Origin of the sequence: Gordonia rubripertincta, assembly GCF_038024875.1 — a bacterium.
Classification (GTDB): domain Bacteria; phylum Actinomycetota; class Actinomycetes; order Mycobacteriales; family Mycobacteriaceae; genus Gordonia; species Gordonia rubripertincta.
Map to the genome: position 1 here is coordinate 844,831 of NZ_CP136136.1, position 15,566 is coordinate 860,396.

13 protein-coding genes and 1 tRNA gene are annotated in these 15,566 nt (G+C 67.6%); 8 read left to right on the forward strand and 6 right to left on the reverse strand.

Going from position 1 to position 15,566, the window contains the following annotated elements; all coding sequences use genetic code 11:
- The first annotated feature begins 8 nt into the window (after positions 1-8).
- A complete protein-coding gene (locus RVF83_RS03770) occupies positions 9-1,136 on the forward strand; it encodes a PDR/VanB family oxidoreductase (RefSeq protein ID WP_005195511.1) in 1,128 nt (375 codons plus the stop codon).
- On the opposite strand, the gene RVF83_RS03775 is transcribed toward RVF83_RS03770, so the two are convergent.
- Positions 1,098-2,720 (reverse strand): DHA2 family efflux MFS transporter permease subunit, encoded by a 1,623-nt coding sequence (locus tag RVF83_RS03775; RefSeq protein ID WP_005195513.1) that lies wholly within the window; start codon positions 2,718-2,720, stop codon positions 1,098-1,100. The two genes, RVF83_RS03770 and RVF83_RS03775, sit on opposite strands and share 39 nt — an antisense overlap.
- Before the next feature lie 106 nt (positions 2,721-2,826).
- On the opposite strand from RVF83_RS03775, the gene RVF83_RS03780 reads away from it, so the two are divergent.
- A complete protein-coding gene (locus tag RVF83_RS03780; protein WP_005195514.1) occupies positions 2,827-3,417 on the forward strand; it encodes a TetR/AcrR family transcriptional regulator in 591 nt (196 codons plus the stop codon).
- On the opposite strand, the gene RVF83_RS03785 is transcribed toward RVF83_RS03780, so the two are convergent.
- The 4 genes from RVF83_RS03785 to RVF83_RS03800 all read right to left on the reverse strand — a co-directional run bounded on the left by RVF83_RS03785 (position 3,380) and on the right by RVF83_RS03800 (position 8,873).
- Complete coding sequence (locus RVF83_RS03785; RefSeq protein ID WP_341261999.1) at positions 3,380-5,188, reverse strand: hypothetical protein; 1,809 nt, start codon at positions 5,186-5,188, stop codon at positions 3,380-3,382. The genes RVF83_RS03780 and RVF83_RS03785 overlap by 38 nt on opposite strands.
- A gap of 80 nt (positions 5,189-5,268) precedes the next feature.
- Entirely contained in the window at positions 5,269-6,705 is a 1,437-nt protein-coding gene (locus RVF83_RS03790; RefSeq protein WP_005195525.1) for a UDP-glucose dehydrogenase family protein, read from the reverse strand.
- Positions 6,706-6,780: 75 nt separating this feature from the next.
- A complete protein-coding gene (gene dcd / locus RVF83_RS03795; protein WP_005195526.1) occupies positions 6,781-7,353 on the reverse strand; it encodes a dCTP deaminase in 573 nt (190 codons plus the stop codon).
- A gap of 20 nt (positions 7,354-7,373) precedes the next feature.
- Positions 7,374-8,873, reverse strand: a complete 1,500-nt coding sequence (locus RVF83_RS03800) for an HNH endonuclease (protein ID WP_005195528.1) — start codon at positions 8,871-8,873, stop codon at positions 7,374-7,376.
- A 158-nt stretch (positions 8,874-9,031) separates the two neighbouring features.
- Here RVF83_RS03800 and RVF83_RS03805 point away from each other — a divergent pair.
- The 4 genes from RVF83_RS03805 (at position 9,032) to RVF83_RS03820 (ending at position 12,220) form a co-directional block, all read left to right on the forward strand.
- Positions 9,032-9,105 (forward strand) — tRNA-Gly (locus tag RVF83_RS03805).
- A 672-nt stretch (positions 9,106-9,777) separates the two neighbouring features.
- Positions 9,778-9,909: a hypothetical protein gene (locus tag RVF83_RS03810; RefSeq protein ID WP_255220633.1), complete on the forward strand. Its 132-nt coding sequence runs from the start codon at positions 9,778-9,780 to the stop codon at positions 9,907-9,909.
- A complete protein-coding gene (locus RVF83_RS03815; protein ID WP_005195534.1) occupies positions 9,906-11,372 on the forward strand; it encodes a sodium:solute symporter family protein in 1,467 nt (488 codons plus the stop codon). The genes RVF83_RS03810 and RVF83_RS03815 overlap by 4 nt, the downstream gene beginning before the upstream one ends.
- A 185-nt stretch (positions 11,373-11,557) precedes the next feature.
- Positions 11,558-12,220: an NADPH-dependent F420 reductase gene (locus tag RVF83_RS03820; RefSeq protein ID WP_005195535.1), complete on the forward strand. Its 663-nt coding sequence runs from the start codon at positions 11,558-11,560 to the stop codon at positions 12,218-12,220.
- 15 nt (positions 12,221-12,235) lie between these two features.
- Here the strand turns inward: RVF83_RS03820 and RVF83_RS03825 are convergent, their stop codons facing one another.
- On the reverse strand, positions 12,236-13,018 hold the full coding sequence (locus tag RVF83_RS03825) for a LysR family substrate-binding domain-containing protein (protein ID WP_005195538.1): 783 nt from the start codon (positions 13,016-13,018) through the stop codon (positions 12,236-12,238).
- A 41-nt stretch (positions 13,019-13,059) separates the two neighbouring features.
- Here RVF83_RS03825 and RVF83_RS03830 point away from each other — a divergent pair, with 41 nt between their 5' ends.
- Positions 13,060-13,446 (forward strand): DUF5997 family protein, encoded by a 387-nt coding sequence (locus tag RVF83_RS03830; protein WP_005195540.1) that lies wholly within the window; start codon positions 13,060-13,062, stop codon positions 13,444-13,446.
- A 219-nt stretch (positions 13,447-13,665) separates the two neighbouring features.
- Entirely contained in the window at positions 13,666-15,558 is a 1,893-nt protein-coding gene (locus tag RVF83_RS03835) for a hypothetical protein (RefSeq protein ID WP_039880031.1), read from the forward strand.
- The last annotated feature ends 8 nt before the right edge of the window (positions 15,559-15,566 follow it).

Sequence of the window (15,566 nt, forward strand, 5' to 3'; positions counted from 1 at the left end):
GGACTCCGATGAACCAACGCGCACATCCACATTCGACGAGTCTGACGCAACCGCCCCCGCATCTCTACGGGCGGTGGCACCGTGATCCGATCCTCACGGTCGGCACCGCGTTCATGCGGGCGTGGTGGCCGGCGTGGCGCCCGTTGTCCCCGTTGAGGCCGGCACCGGTCAACCCTGGGATCACGCAGGTGCGCATCGTGAACCGCGAAGTGGTCGCACATGACGAGAACGTGATCGCCCTGACGCTGGCCGCTGCCGAGGGGGGCATGTTGCCGTCGTGGCACGCCGGCGCCCATGTCGACGTCTTGCTGCCGTCCGGGCGGATGCGGGAGTACTCGCTGTGCGGCGACCCCACCGATCGAGAGCACTACCGCATCGCGGTGCGTCGTATCCCCGACGGCGGTGGGGGTTCGATCGAGGTCCACGACGCCCTGACGATCGGGGAGGTGGTGTCGATCAAGGGTCCGCGCAACGCCTTTCCGCTCGCCGTTCCCGGTCACGGCTCCCCCGCCCGTCGGCTTCGGTTCATCGCCGCCGGGATCGGCATCACCCCGATCCTGCCGATGCTCGCGGTGGCGGAACGCTTCGGGTTGGACTGGTCGATGATCTACACCGGGCGCTCCGCGGACTCGATCCCGTTCCTCGACGAGGTCGCGAAGTTCGGCGACCGCATCACCATCCGGACCGACGACCAGCACGGACTCCCGACGATGTCGGAACTGGTCGGACCGGTCCCCGATTCCGACGCCGATCTCGCCGTGTACTGCTGCGGGCCGGTCCCGATGCTGGAGAACCTCCGCCGTCATCTCTGCGACCGCGCCGACATCGAACTGCACTACGAGCGCTTCAGTCCGCCACCGGTGGAGAACGGCTCACCGTTCACGGTGACGCTGGCGTCCACGGGCGCGCGGATACCGGTGGCCGCCGACGAGTCGGCGCTCGCGGCGATCCGGCGGGTGATGCCGTCGGTGCCGTACTCGTGTCAGCAAGGGTTCTGTGGCACCTGCAAGGTCAGGACGTTGTCCGGCGACATCGATCACCGCGACAACATCCTGACCGAACCCGAGCGCGAGGCCGGGACGATGCTGACCTGCGTCTCACGCAGTGCCGGCGGGAATCTCACGCTCGACCTCTGAGGCATCTCTCTGCGGACGCGCAACCACTGCTCCCTGGGGAGTATCCGGAGCCTGCGAAGGGGGAGCCTGCCGCCCCGCAACCGTGCCGCGCAGCAGGAACACCGCTGCCACACCGGCTGCCGCGGTGATGGCCACCGCCGCCCACACCGCGTTGTGCAGGCCGTCCATGAACACCTCCTGGACCGCGGCACGGACCGTGTCGCTCATCGCGGCGGGCACCCGGCCGGCGACCTCGACCCCGGCCATCACCGATTGCTCCGCGGTGGCGACCACCTCCCGCGGTAATCCGCTGCCCGACAGCCGATCCCCGATTCCGGCGACATAGGCCGAGGTCAGGATCGAACCGAGCACCGCGACGCCGAGGGTGCCGCCGATCTCGCGGGTGGTGTCGTTGACCGCGCTGCCCGCACCCGCCTGCTCCGGACGGAGCGCATCCATGATGAGCTGTGTGCACGGGCCCGAGATGAACGCCAGGCCGGCGGCCATCAGCGACATCGCCCAGATGATCAGTTCCCAATATCCCGATGTCCGCGAGGACAATTCGACGAGGGCGAACCCGCCGGACATCAGGAAGGCACCCGTCACCGCGACGTAGCGCGCCCCGAACCGGTGCGAGAGAACCATCGCCACCGGTGACAGCACCGCCATCACGATGGCGAACGGGAGGGTCCGCACGCCGGCGGCGAGCGGTCCGTAGCCCTTGACCGCCTGGAAGAACTGGGTGATCAGGAAGATGAACCCGAAGAGCGCGAAGAACGCCACGCTGATCATCCCGGCCGCGGTGGCGAAGTGCCGGTTGGCGAACAGCCGCACGTCGAGGATGGGATGGGCGATACGGAGCTGGGTCACCACGAACACGGTCAGAATCGCCAGAGCAGCAACGATTCCGAGGACCGTGCGGATCTCACCCCAACCGGCGTGCGGTGCTTCGATCAGGGTGTACGTGAGCAACCCCAGACCAGCGACCGAGAGACCCACTCCGACGGCGTCGAATCGGGGCACCGCCGATGGTCGGGTACCGGGCACGACCGCGAGGATCACGGCGAGCGCGGCCAGCCCGAACGGGACGTTGACCCAGAACACCGACGTCCACGAGAAGTGTTCGAGCAGCCAGCCACCCATCACAGGACCTATGGCGACGGCGACACCCGAGACTGCTGCCCAGATGCCGACGGCCATCGCCCGCTCCTTGGCGTCGACGAAGATCGTCGTGATGATCGCCAGCGTCGCCGGGAACACAAGCGCCGCAAAGAGCCCGAGGCCGCCGCGGGAAGCGATGAGCTGTCCGAGGTTTTGCGCCGACGCAGCGAGGATCGACACCGCCATGAAGCCGATGACCCCGGTGAGGAGCATCCGCCGGTGGCCGAACCGGTCGCCCAGATAGCCGCCGGTCAGGAGGAGGCCGGCGAAGACGAGGGTGTACGCGTCCACGATCCATTGCAGGCCGGAGATCCCGGCGTCGAGGTCGCGGGCCAGCGTCGGCAGGGCGACGTTGACGATCGTGTTGTCGATCATGACCAGCAGTTCGGCAAAGCTGAGGGCGCCGAGCGCCCACCAGCGTGAGCCCATACGTCCAGTACGCATCGGCATTCTCCTGTTCCGTGAGCGAGAGTTTGAATATGGAACGCCGTACCACTGTTATAGAACAACGTTCCACTCCAGAAGAACACCGTGCTAGTAGATTGTCAATATGTCTCCCGCGAAGCCGCGCAGCCGAACCTCTGCCGCCGAAGTCCGGTCCTCCCTCATCCGCGCCGGCCGCACGATCCTCGAACGGGACGGCGAGGCGGGGCTGACGGTGCGGGCGGTGGCAGCGGAGGCGAAGGTCGCGCCGATGGGCGTCTACAACCATTTCGACGGCCGCGACGGGCTGCTGGATGCGCTGGTCACCGACGGTTACGCCGAACTGGGCCGCGCGGTGGCCGCCACCGACGACGATTCGTCCACGCGCCTGCGGAGCTCGGGGCGCGGGTATCGTCGCTTCGCCACGTCGAGTCCGGTCGTCTACGGACTGATGTTCTCCGCCCGGTGCACGCCCGAGCTCGAGGTTGCGGCTCACGCCTTCGAGGTACTGGTCGACGTCATCCGCTACGGCCAGGTCGCGGGTGTGATCGCGACGGGCGACCCGACGACGCTCGCGATGCAGACCTGGTCGGCGGTACACGGGGCGATCAGCCTGGAGCTCATGGGCGCGCTGCCGCCGAACGTCGATGCCGACACGAACTACGAGAACGTCCTCGACTTCATCGCGCGCGGTCTGCGGGCACAGCCCGCCGAGTGACCCCCTGTCCGACCGATCCCCGACCGGCTACGGCAGGACGATCGGCGGCAGTCCGGGAATCGGATTCGGGATCGTCACACCGCGCTGCGGTCGCGGTGCGCGGGAGCGGGGTCGTGGTGAGGGTGCCGGTTCGTTCGTCGCCACGGGCGGTGGCGGTGGGGTATAGCGCTGAGCCGGTTGACGCGCCTCCGCGAAGATCGCCGGGTCGGCGTACTCCTGGGGTGGTCGGGGCCGTGGTGGCCGGCGTGGTCGGGCCGGCAACCGGTGCCGGCGAGGAACCGTTGCTCCCCGCGGCCAACGCGACCGCGACTCCGATGACGGCGAGCGCGCAGACGAGTGCCACTCCCGCCCAGATCCGCTTTGCCGGGAGGTTGTGCCGAGGACCGACCGGTGCTGAACCCGTCCGAATCGCCAACGAATGCTGCTCCGGAACTGGGATGTTTCCGTGTGGCGGTGTCATCGGGGCCGGAATGTACTCGTGAACCGGCGCGGGCTCTTGGACCGGTGAGGGCCCTGGATATGCCGCCAGTGCGCCGAATGCCGTTGCGGGAGCAGGGTCCACCGGTTCCACGATCCGCGCCTGGGGCATCTCCTCGACACCGACGACAGGGAAATCGCCTGAGCGACCCGGGCTTCCGTCCGGCCGACCAAACGGCAACGGGAGTTTGCCGGTGGGGGCCTCGTCGGGCGGGATGGGCCCGGCGCCGGACGCCGGCGGAGCGAGCCGGTCGGTGACCTTTTCGGAGGGCTCGGGCTCGGCATCGGCGACGACCTCCGGTGATTCGTCTGCGACCGGCTCCGGCGAGTCGTCGACGACCGGTGCGGGTTCGGCGGCGGCTTCGACCTCGCGCTCGGAGGCGGACTCGGCCTCGCTGTCGGCCCCGTCGGCCTCGTGATTGGTCGCGGTCCAGGTCACCTCCGAGGCCAGGGGCGCCGGAGTCCTGTCTCGGTCGCCGGCGTCGGGGTCGCCGGCGTCGGGGTCGCCGGCGTCGGGGTCGAAGTCGCCGGGCGTCGCCGTGTCGGCTTCGGCCGGCACATCGGCTGCGGGTTCTTCGCCGGGCGTCGTCAAGCTGTCGCTGGCGCTCACGTCTCTCGCGGCGGCCTCTGTCGGCTCAGGCTCTGACTCGCCCCGGGACCCATCGAGGGGCCCGGTTGGTGCTGCGGCGGTCAACGGACCGGGAGCGGCGTCGACGATCGGTACCGGAACGGCTTTCGCGATCCCGTCGCGGAGGCCGGGCCACACGCCCAGACCGTCCGTGATGACGACCGCGTGGGCCTGCGCGCCGGCCACCGCTGCACGAGCCAACTCTTCACCGCGCGCGATGAGCGCACCACCCGCCTCCTCGACATCTCGCCGCGCCATCCGGAACAACCGGATATGCCGGCGTCCCATCAAGAACGTGCCATCGGAATCCTGCAGCCGTTCGCGTCCGCGCGAGATGAGCTCGAAGAGTTCGTCCTGCCACTCGGGCGTCGTCGGTGACTCGACCCGTCCGATCCGGGCCAGGTGATCGGCGATGGCACGGTCGAGCGCTCCGAGCGACAGCGCGGGGTCGGAATACGAGTCGGCGACCGTGCCACGGGAGGTGTCGAATCGTCCGACCGACACGCGTCCGTTTCCGTCAAGCCCCAGGAGAACCACTTGAGGGTCGTCGTCCAGACCGCGCAGACGAAGTTTGGACCGCACATCGTCGAGCACGGCGGCGTTCACCGGGACCTCTGTTGCGGCAGAGGCCGGTCCCACAGCCGAATCGAACACCGTGTCGGTCATCAGTTCATTCCTGCACTAATGTGCACCTCGCCCAGCACGCCCCCACGGCGAGAAGGTGCCCCCCTGATCAATCGCGGGGTTCAACCTAACACGTGTACGGGGGGAACCGCTTTCGACGACGAGCCGTTCACCTGCGTGAACGAACTGGTTGTCTCAGTTTTTCGCGCGGGCACGGGACCGCCGAGCGCGCGGTAGTCCCACCCCGCCGACCGCCAGGCCCGGGAGTCCAGGCAGCGTCGGGCGTCGACGATGCGCTTGTGCCGCACCACCGGTGCGAGTTCGTCCGGCGACATGTGCACGAACTCGGCCCATTCGGTCGTGACGACGACGACATCCGCTCGATCGCAGGCCGCGCGTGCCGAGGCGGCATAGCTCAGCATCGGTTGCACCCGGCGCGAATTGTCCATGGCCTGCGGGTCGAAGACGGTGACCGACGCACCGTCGAGCGCGAGGCGGCCGGCGACGGCGAGCGCAGGAGAGTCCCGGACGTCGTCGCTCTCCGGCTTGAAGGCCGTTCCGAGAACGGCGACGTTGCGGCCCAGCACCTCTCCCCCGAGTGCTTCGGCCACGAGTTCCGCGGCGGCGCTGCGTCGGCGCATGTTGATGGCGTCGACCTCGCGCAGGAACCCGACCGCACGGGGCGCGCCCATCTCGTCGGCGCGGGCGGTCAACGCCCGGATGTCCTTGGGTAGGCAACCTCCACCGAAGCCCAAGCCTGCGTTGAGGAATCGTCGCCCGATCCGGGCGTCGTGCCCCATCGCATCAGCGAGCGTCCCGACGTCGGCGCCGGCGATCTCGCACAGTTCGCTCATCGCGTTGATGAACGAGATCTTGGTCGCGAGAAAAGCATTGGCTGAGACCTTCACGAGTTCGGCAGTGGCCCAGTCGGTCTCGATGAACGGAATTCCGGTTTCGAGGACTTCGCGGTAGATGTCCCGGACCACCTGACCGGCCACGGATTCCACCTGCGGGACCTGCGGGTCGTCGACGAGCCGTCCGACGCCGAGGACCATCCGGTCGGGTGAGAGGGTGTCCTCGACGGCGAAGCCCTCGCGCAGGAACTCCGGACTCCACGACAACTCGATCTCGGCTCCCGGCGCCGACAGGCGCGAGATTCGTTGCGAGAGTTCCTCGCACGTGCCGACGGGGACGGTGGACTTGCCGATCAGAACGTGTGTACCTCGCAGCGTGGGCACAAGCGCATCGACGGCCGCGTGGACGTGGGACAGGTCGGCACGGTGACCGCGCACCTCCTGCGGGGTGCCGACGCCGATGAAGTGGACCGAGGCGTGGTCGGCGGCGACCGAATGGTCGGTGGTGAAACGCAGCCGGCCGGCGTCGAGGTTGCGGCGGAGGATGTCGGAGAGCCCGGGTTCGAAGAACGGGACGTCACCGGCTTGCAGGCGATCGACCTTCTGGGGGTCGATGTCGATACCGACGACGTCGTGCCCGAGTTCGGCCATGCAGGCCGCGTGCGTCGCGCCGAGATAGCCGCAACCGATCACCGTGAGCTTCATGGTTGCAACGATTACCCAGGTGGGCCTGCCGCCAACCAACCGTCGCGTGGCGGGTGGTGATCGGGTGGGTGAACGTCAGTCGTTCTTGATGAAGTTCAGGTACGCCTTGGACGGGGTGGGGCCGCGTTGTCCCTGATACTTCGAGCCGACTTTTTCGCTGCCGTAGGGGTGCTCGGCCGGGCTGCTGAGGCGGATGAGGCACAGCTGACCGATCTTCATGCCCGGCCACAGCGTGATCGGCAGGTTGGCCACGTTGGAGAGTTCCAGGGTGATGTGCCCGGAGAAGCCGGGGTCGATGAAGCCGGCGGTCGAGTGGGTCAGGAGGCCGAGTCGACCGAGCGACGACTTGCCTTCGAGGCGCCCTGCGAGGTCGTGGGGAAGGGTGCACACCTCGAGGGTGGAGCCCAGCACGAACTCACCCGGGTGCAGCACGAACGGTTCGCCCTCGGTCGGTTGGACGAGGGTGGTGAGTTCGTCTTGGCGTTGGGCCGGGTCGATGTGGGTGTACCGGGTGTTGTTGAACACGCGGAACAGACTGTCGAGCCGGACGTCGACGCTGGAGGGCTGGACGAGCGCAGGATCGAATGGATCGATGGCGAGGCGCCCGTCAGCGATCTCGGAGCGGATGTCGCGGTCGGAGAGCAGCACGTGTCGAGGTTATCGAACGGTCAGGGTGGGTCTGCGCCGGTGTCCGTCGTCCCGGAGGTTTCGGTCTCCCCGCGACCGTCCAACCGGCGCCGTCGGGCGTCGGCTCGCATCAGAGCGAACACCTCATCGGTGCGATGAGCCCGGTTGACCCGCGGAGTCTGGTCGGGGTGCGATGTCGGCGGGTGCCAGACAGCACGTCCTGAGTCGGGCCCATCGGTGACGATCGTCGTGGTCCACTGGTCCTCGCCGCGGCCGACTGCACGGTTGTGGGGTCCGCACGCGGTGGTCATGTTGTCGATATCGGTGGGACCGTCGTCGGCCGTCCATTCGAGCACGTGGTGGAGTTCGGAGTCGAAGGACGATCGCGTGCAACGTGGACACGTGCAGCCACCATCGCGACCCACCGCGGCGATCCGCTGGGCCCGGGATGCCAGGCGCTTGGCTCGTCCGAGGTAGAGGACCTCGCTGGTGTGGTCGCGGAACACCTCGAGGTGCTGCTGCGACTCTGCGGCGAGTTCGACGGCGTCCTTGATCGGAAGCAGCGCGCCCGTCGCGGTGCGCGCGGGAGCCCCGGCCTGCTCGCGTAGCGCCGATTCGGTGATCGTCACGATGACGTGTGGCGGCAGTCCATGATGAGAACCGCCGAGCGCGCCTCCGTCGAGGACACAGCGCAGCAGCGCACTGAAAGCGTCGTGGTTGCGTTTCGCGGCCGACCGGTCGTCGCGTTCGACCGCAGCCGCGAGGGCATCGGGATCAGCACGGCCGGGATCTCCGACGGGTGACGCGGGGTCGTCTGGGTTGTTCATGCCCGGCGCTGCCCACACGGCCAGCACGACGTCGAGCATGGCTCGGGTCTTGGGATCGAGGGTGGCCGTCAGCGTGGACATCAGCTGGGCGTCCTGCGGACCGAGTCGCATACCGCGCATCCGGGCGCGGTCGCGGTCGTCTGTCAATGTCCCGTCAGGGTCGAGGTGGGCGAGGATGCGTGCGCCGAGTTCGCGTAGCGAGGCCGGGTCGTACTCGCGGGCGTAATGGGCAAGCGTCGCCTCGGCGGCTTCACGGTCGGCCGAGTCCACTGCGGCTGGGATCTTTTTCATCACCTCGACGATGACGTCGACGTTTCGTCCTGAGATCTCGCCGTCGGCAACACCTTTGGCAGTTTCCGTGAACCTGGGATCTAGCGCCTCGCCCTGCATGTCGGGGAACTTGCCGATCGCCCACACGCGGTTCAGCAGCCGATTGGCCTCCCCGCTGCGGTTGAGCACGCTGGTGACAAAGTTGGTGACGGTCTGGCAGCCGGCTTTCCGGTATGCGGAGCGTTCGTCGATGTCGATGATGTGGGCGGCGAACGAGGTGAGCATACGACGCTCGGCGCGTTCGTGCTCCATCGCGACCTTGAGCAGGTCCGTGTCGGAGCACTCGGTGGACGCCGTCGCGCTGATCTCATCCAGCAGCGCGTGTAGACGCTCGTACTGGTCGAGAAGAAGTGGTTGTGGTGCAGATGGCTCGCCGAAAGCCATGATCAAACCCCCGTCATCATGGCTTTACTCGAAACTATGTTCGAGTCTACGTGCGTCCTCGCGGGTGCGCAACCCGATTAGCGAAGAATTTTCGCGCCGCTCGCGGAGACCCGGACCCCGGTTTGCTAGGCTTTCGGTCGCGAGCCCAGCGCTCGCACGCCGATGTAGTTCAATGGCAGAACATCAGCTTCCCAAGCTGAATACGCGGGTTCGATTCCCGTCATCGGCTCCACCCCCGGCGTAATCGCGTGCGGTCAGCTTGCACCGGCCCGCGGCGATCTCGACAAAGCCGACCGTGTTCTCGGCCGAGCGCTCCAGATCACGCGAAGAATCGGAAACGACTCACTCTCGCCACGAGCCGAATCGGCGCGCCACGGTCCCAGCACTTCGAGGCGACACGGCGAGAACGGCTGAGCGCTGCTCGCCGAATTCATCACCCGGTCGCTCGATGTCCGGGCTGGGCCGGAACCCAAGCTATGCACTACCCGCCCCGGCCGGGCTCGCCCTACGGTTGGACGAACCACGTTCCACAGCAACACTTCTCGCTGCGTCTTCATCCCTGCCGGTGGCCGACGCGGTCGCCCCGCGATTCCCGGTGTCGCGCGAGATCGCCGCGCAGGACCTTGCGGCCGCGCGCAGTCTCCTACGACCGCACACGGCAACAACACCTGCAACCCACACCCTCTAGCCATTGCGGAGATGTATACAACGCGCTACCGTAGTCCGCGTGAGAGTGTTGCGTGTCACACCGTCTTTACATGCGAGAGTGCGCTCACGACTTCGCAATTGAGTCCTCATCTAGGGTCTTAGCGACCCCGAAGCTCAACGTCGAGCTCAGGAGGATTTCGTACACCCAGCCCCCGGTGTACACAATCATCCCAGTATCTAGGAAGAAGGCCATCGGATGGATTCAGTGTCCGTTCCTGCAGTCGCCGCTTCGATCGCCGTGATGGTGCTCGGCGGCGGGGCGCCCCTCGCCGCAGCGCTCATCCTCAACTGGCGCGACCGAGTCAAGTCGAAAGGCGCCGACCAGTGAGTCTGCAAACCGTCTTCAGCATTCTGATCGCGGTCTACTTCGTTCTGATTCTCGTTGTCGGACTGCGGAGCAACAAGAAGATCAGCACATCGTCGGACTACAGTGTCGCCGTCCGGAACATGGGGCCGGTACTCGGCACGATGACCTTCACGGCCACTTACGTGTCCGCCCTGACCGTGATCGGTCTGGTCGGCTCCGCGAATGGCATGGGACTCGCGCTGGTCCCGTACACATTTGTCGGCCTCGGCTGCGGACTGTTGTTCCTCGTACTTCTGTCCAGTCGAGTCCACCGCGCCGGTCGTACGTCGGAGAGTGTCCCGGAGCTTCCGGGAAAACGTTACGGCGACAAGACAGTTCGCGTCACCTCGGCCGGCACCATCGTCATCGCCTACTTCGTCTACCTCATCGCACAGCTCTTCGCGGTAGGCATCCTGCTCTCCACGACGATCGGGTTCAAGGTGTGGGCCGTGATCCTGGTGGTCGGCACCATCTTCGTGCTCTACACCCTCACCGGCGGTATGCAAGCCGTCGCCCGGACCGACGCCTACCAACTCGTGGTGCTCGTGGCGGCAGTCCTGCTCACGCTCGTCCTGGTCGTCACCAAGGTCGGCAGCGACGGATTGAGCTGGAGCGACGGGCCCGGCCTGTCGCAGTTCCTCGGCGGACCGGTTCCGAGCGCAATGCTCGCGTTCGGTTGGGGCCTCTCGTGGGGACTCGGCGTCGCCTGCATGCCCAACTACCTTCAGCGCATCCTGTCCTGCCCGGACGTGCGGACCACCCGCCTCGTGCTCGGCTGGGGCTCGGCGATCTCGTTCTGGCTGGTGAACGCCCCGATCCTGGTCATCGGCATCGGTATCGCGATCATCGACCCCACCATGACGGGCGATTCGGCACTGCCGTCATTCCTGCTCACGCACGGCGGCACGATCATCGCGGCACTGGCACTGACAGGTCTGATCTCCGCGGTGATGTCGACGACCGACTCGCTCCTGCACGTCATGGGTGTGTACTTCGGTCGTGACATCCTGTGCACACTGAGGAAGATCGACGACGACGCGACAGCGTTGAAGCTCGCCCGGATCTCGACCGGTGCGATCGGCGCGCTGGCGGTCGCGACGGCCACGAATATGTCGTTCAGTCCGCTGCCGTTGATCCTCACGTTCGCGTCCTACGCGGTCTCACTCCTCGCAGCCGGCCTGTTCGTGCCGCTGTTCATCGGTCTGCTCTGGTCGGGGGCATCGAAGACCGGAGCTGTGGCCTCGATGGTTGTCGGAGTGATCGTGCTCATCGTGTTCGAGGTCCTGCGCAAGCAGGGGGTCGTCGAACTCCACGGCATCGTCCCCACGCTGCTGTGCGCGATCATCGCGATGGTCGCCGGATCGTTGTGGGACAGTCGCCGGTCGGAGTTGACGGCAACCGAATCCGACGAAACGGAACAACCGGTCGCGGTTCCCACCGTGTGATCGACTCGCGGCGGGCCGTCTGCTCGCAGACACTGCAAGCAGGCGGCCCGGTCGTGTCATGCGACCACCGAGTCGTCACCAGTCGACTTCTGTTCGACGGATCACCGAAACCCTCCCACCGGGAATGCCTTCGCCTCGACCACCGTTGCGCGAAGGGTCAACGGCATCGTCGGAAGAGGTACAGCATGAAGATCGGGATCATCGGCGCAGGATTCATCGGCGGAACGCTGACTCGGCGACTCACCGAACTGGGACATGAGGTCCACGTATCGAATTCGAGGTCGCCCGAGACGCTTTCGGAGCTGGCAACAGAAACCGGCGCCACGGCGGTGTGGGCGAAGGACGCAGCCAAGGAGGCCGACCTCGTCATCGTGTCCATCCCGCAGAAGAACACGCCCGACCTGGCCCCGGGTATCCTCGACGCCCGCAAACCGGGTGCCCCGGTCATCGAGACCAACAACTACTACCCACAGCAGCGCGACGGGAAGATCGAGGCCATCGAGAACGGCACCCCGGAGAGCGTGTGGGTGTCCGAGCATCTCGGTGTGCCCGTATACAAGGTGTTCAACGGGATCTACTGGAAGCACCTGCTGAAGAAGGGGCTCCCGGACGGCGCCGAAGGCCGGATCGCACTTCCGATCGCCGGTGACGACCCGGACGGCAAGACGATCGTGTTCGCGATCGTCGACGAGCTCGGATTCGACCCGGTCGACGCCGGACCGCTCGCCGAGTCGTGGCGTCAGCAACCCGGAACACCCGTCTACGGCAAGGACTTCGGCGTCGACGACACGATCGCGGCACTCAAGGAAGCCTCCCCGGAACGCACCCCGGAGTGGCGCGCCGCCTGAGCCGTCCGGCTGACGTCATCGACGCTTCGGCCGCACCCCGGGCTTCTTCCGGGCACTCTTCCCCGGGACCTTGCCCGCGGCTTCTCGCGCAGCACGCTTCGCGGCGGCCTTCTCCTTGGCCGAGCGTTTCGGCACGGGTTCGGACTGCCCCCTCGACGACGTCGCCTTGCGGCCACGCACGATCCCGATGAACTCGTCGGCGAGCTCGGCGGTGGGGGCCGGCCACAGCAGGCCGACGGTGCTGGTCGGCGCGTCGGTGAGCGGACGGTAGACGAGATCCTTGCGGTGGTGCAGCCGCGCCAGCGACTGGGGCACCAGAAGGACACCGATGCCGGCGGCGACGAGTTCGATTGCGGCGCCGGTGGTTTCCGGGCGGTGCTCGACGGCGGTACCGGGGCGGACGGCAGGGTCATCGAAGCCCGCCGTCGGCTCGTCGAGCGGCCACAGGAACTGCTCGTCGGCGAGGTCGGCGAGGGTCAGCTCGTCACCCGCGGTGAGCACATGATCTTTGGGAACCACGACGACGGTGGTCTCGTCGTACAGTTCGATCGTGTGGTGCGGACCGGCCTCGCCGCGTCGCAGGGCGCCGGGCAGACGCGTGATCGCCATCTGCACGTTCCCCCGGGCGATTTCGCCCGCGCACTCGGCGACTTCGAGGGCGACGAGTTCCAGCGGGACGTCGGGCTGCCGTTCCTCCCAGATACGGACCCACTTGCCGGGGGTCACGCCGGGGACGTACGCCAGTCGGAACGTCGAAGCCCCGGATTCGCCTGCCCGGTCGGGTGTGGTCACGACCAAAGGCTACCGCCCGATACCCTGGGGTAATGAGTTCGCAGTCGATGAAACCGGCCACCGCCGCCAAGAAGCTGGACGTGTACCTGCCGGCGACCCCCGCGGAGTTCCGCGAGGGTTCCATCACGCGCGCCGATCTCGCCGCCCTGCAGGCCGACCCGCCGGAGTGGCTGAAGACCCTCCGCGCCGAGGGTCCGCACCCGAAGAACCTGGTCGCGGCCAAGCTCGGTGTCTCCAACTCGGCCCTGGTCCGCAACGGGATCACCGAGGCGCTGACCACCGCACAAATCAACGACCTGCTCGCCGAGATGCCCGAGTGGCTCGCCGCCGAGCGCGCGACGCAGGTCGAGGTCCGTCGCGAGGAACGACGCGTGAAGTCCCTCCACGAGGACCGTCGCCGGGACCGTGAGGAAGCCGAGAACCCCGAGGCCTGACCGGTCGGGGCGGCCCCGAGGTCGCCAGCCGCCGTCACACACCCTTCCCGACCCGCAATGCCTGCAGGCGGCCGGAAGTGACCGACGTCGCGGCGAACCCCCGGGTGTGACCGTTTCGCGAACTTCTGCCGCCTGTCTTCGTTATCCTCCAGCGAGCCCACCCCAGGGCGATTCCGCGTGAGGAGATCACAGGTGCAGCGTCGAAACCACCCCCGTCGGATGGCGATTGCAGTCGCTGCGGCAATCGGCCTCGTCGGACCTCTGTGTTTCTCCGGAGCCGGTCCCACATCCGCGGCCCCGACCCCGTCGGTCTCCGGCGCGGTGGTCGCCGACGGTCCATCGCGGGCATGGGATGTGCGCGCGTGGATCACCGGCACGGACTCGTCGCCGGCGCGCAGTGCGGGTGTCGCACGGTCGGATAGGTCCGGTCGCTTCACGCTCCGCCCCACCGCGCAGCCCGGCGCGAACGAGGCTTTCCACGTGACAGCCACCCCCGTGGGACAACCGAACTCCTTCACCACCCTCGCCACGATCTCCCCGACCCTGCCCGCCCGCCTGACCGTGAACGAGCTGACTACCGTCGCAACGGGTTACGCGATGGCACGGTTCGTCGACGGCACTCGTATCAGCGGGCGGGCACCGGGTGTGCGCAACGCGGCGTCGATGGCCGGCAACCTCGCCGACCCGACCAGTGGCCGGATCGGTTCCACCCTCGCCTCCGCACCGAACGGCGCACAGACGTCGACCCAGGCTGCGTTCCTCTCGCTGTCCAATGCGCTCTCCGCCTGCACCTCGTCAGCCGAGGGGTGTGCCGCCCTGCGATCCGTGACGACGACACCGCTGAGCGGCCGGCCGTCGAACATGATCGAGGCGATGGCGAACATGGCGAAGAGCCCGGAGCACAACCCGGCCGGGCTGTTCGGCGTCGCACTGCGGAGACCCGCTCGCGCCGGGGCGCTTCCGCTTCCGCCCGCCGCGTGGACCCTGGCCCTCCGATTCGACGGCGGCGGTGGACTACTCGCCGGCCCCGGTAACTTCGTCATCGGCGAGGGCGGTGACATCTGGGTGAACGCGAATTACGAGTACAACGCCGATCCGCGAACTCCGGTGTGCGGCAGCAAGTATCTCTTCCGGTTCGGACCGAATGGCAAGCTCGTCGGCGGACGCCCGATCACCGGTGGCGGTCTCAGCGGCGCCGGATACGGCATCACCCGGGACCACTCCGGCGACATCTGGGTGAGCAACTACGGCTTCGCCGCGCCGGAACCGGGGTGCCCCGCCGACCGCCAGCCGCCGCACAACTCGTTGTCGAAGTTCAGTGCGCAGGGCGAAGTCCTCTCTCCGGCTGCCGGGTTCACGCAGGGGTCGATCAGCTGGCCGCAGGGCATGACCACCGACCGCGCCGGATCGGTGTGGACCACCAACTGCGCCACCGACTCGCTGACCGTCTTCCCCGACGGGGACCCGAGCCGCGCGCGCAACATCAAGGTCGGCGTGAAGCAACCCTTCCACCTCGTCGACAACGGCCGGGCCCTCTTCGTCAGTGGCCTGCAGAGCAGTTCGATCGCGATGCTGGACCGCTCCGGCCGACCCCTGCGCTCCCCGATCACCGGACCCCACGTCGACAATCCGCTGGGCCTGGCCACCGACGCCCGCGGCAACGTGTGGATCGCGAACTCCGGGGTCATCACCCTGCCGTGCCCCGACCGCCCCACCGGCACGGGATCGTTCGGTTCCGTGTCCGCTCTCGGCCCGACGGGCATGACCCTCGTCGGACCGCTACGCGGGGGCGGCATCACCATCCCGTGGGGCATCACCACCGACGGCGACGGCAACGTCTGGGTCGGCAACTTCGCCGGCAAGCGCGTCTCGAAGTTCTGCGGTGCGAACGCCGCCACCTGCCCGCCCGGCAAGCGCACCGGCGACGCCATCTCCCCGGACGTGACCGGCTACTTCTTCGACGGGTTGGCGCGGAGCACCGGCATCATCGTCGACCCCGCGGGTAACGTCTGGACGACGAACAACTGGAAAGAGGTCCCGCTCCAGACCAATCCGGGTGGACTCCACATCGTCGCCCTGGTCGGTGCCGCGGCCCCGGTACCGGTGCGCTGACCAGGCCC

Bases quoted from the DNA above. Each gene is read 5' to 3' on its own strand.
- RVF83_RS03820 (WP_005195535.1), top strand. From the start codon at position 11,558: ATGAAGATCGGGATCATCGGCGCAGGATTCATCGGCGGAACGCTGACT.
- RVF83_RS03810 (WP_255220633.1), top strand. From the start codon at position 9,778: ATGGATTCAGTGTCCGTTCCTGCAGTCGCCGCTTCGATCGCCGTGATG.
- RVF83_RS03775 (WP_005195513.1), bottom strand. From the start codon at position 2,720: ATGCGTACTGGACGTATGGGCTCACGCTGGTGGGCGCTCGGCGCCCTC.
- RVF83_RS03800 (WP_005195528.1), bottom strand. From the start codon at position 8,873: ATGGCTTTCGGCGAGCCATCTGCACCACAACCACTTCTTCTCGACCAG.
- RVF83_RS03780 (WP_005195514.1), top strand. From the start codon at position 2,827: ATGTCTCCCGCGAAGCCGCGCAGCCGAACCTCTGCCGCCGAAGTCCGG.
- RVF83_RS03835 (WP_039880031.1), top strand. From the start codon at position 13,666: ATGGCGATTGCAGTCGCTGCGGCAATCGGCCTCGTCGGACCTCTGTGT.
- RVF83_RS03770 (WP_005195511.1), top strand. From the start codon at position 9: ATGAACCAACGCGCACATCCACATTCGACGAGTCTGACGCAACCGCCC.
- RVF83_RS03790 (WP_005195525.1), bottom strand. From the start codon at position 6,705: ATGAAGCTCACGGTGATCGGTTGCGGCTATCTCGGCGCGACGCACGCG.
- RVF83_RS03830 (WP_005195540.1), top strand. From the start codon at position 13,060: ATGAAACCGGCCACCGCCGCCAAGAAGCTGGACGTGTACCTGCCGGCG.
- RVF83_RS03785 (WP_341261999.1), bottom strand. From the start codon at position 5,188: ATGACCGACACGGTGTTCGATTCGGCTGTGGGACCGGCCTCTGCCGCA.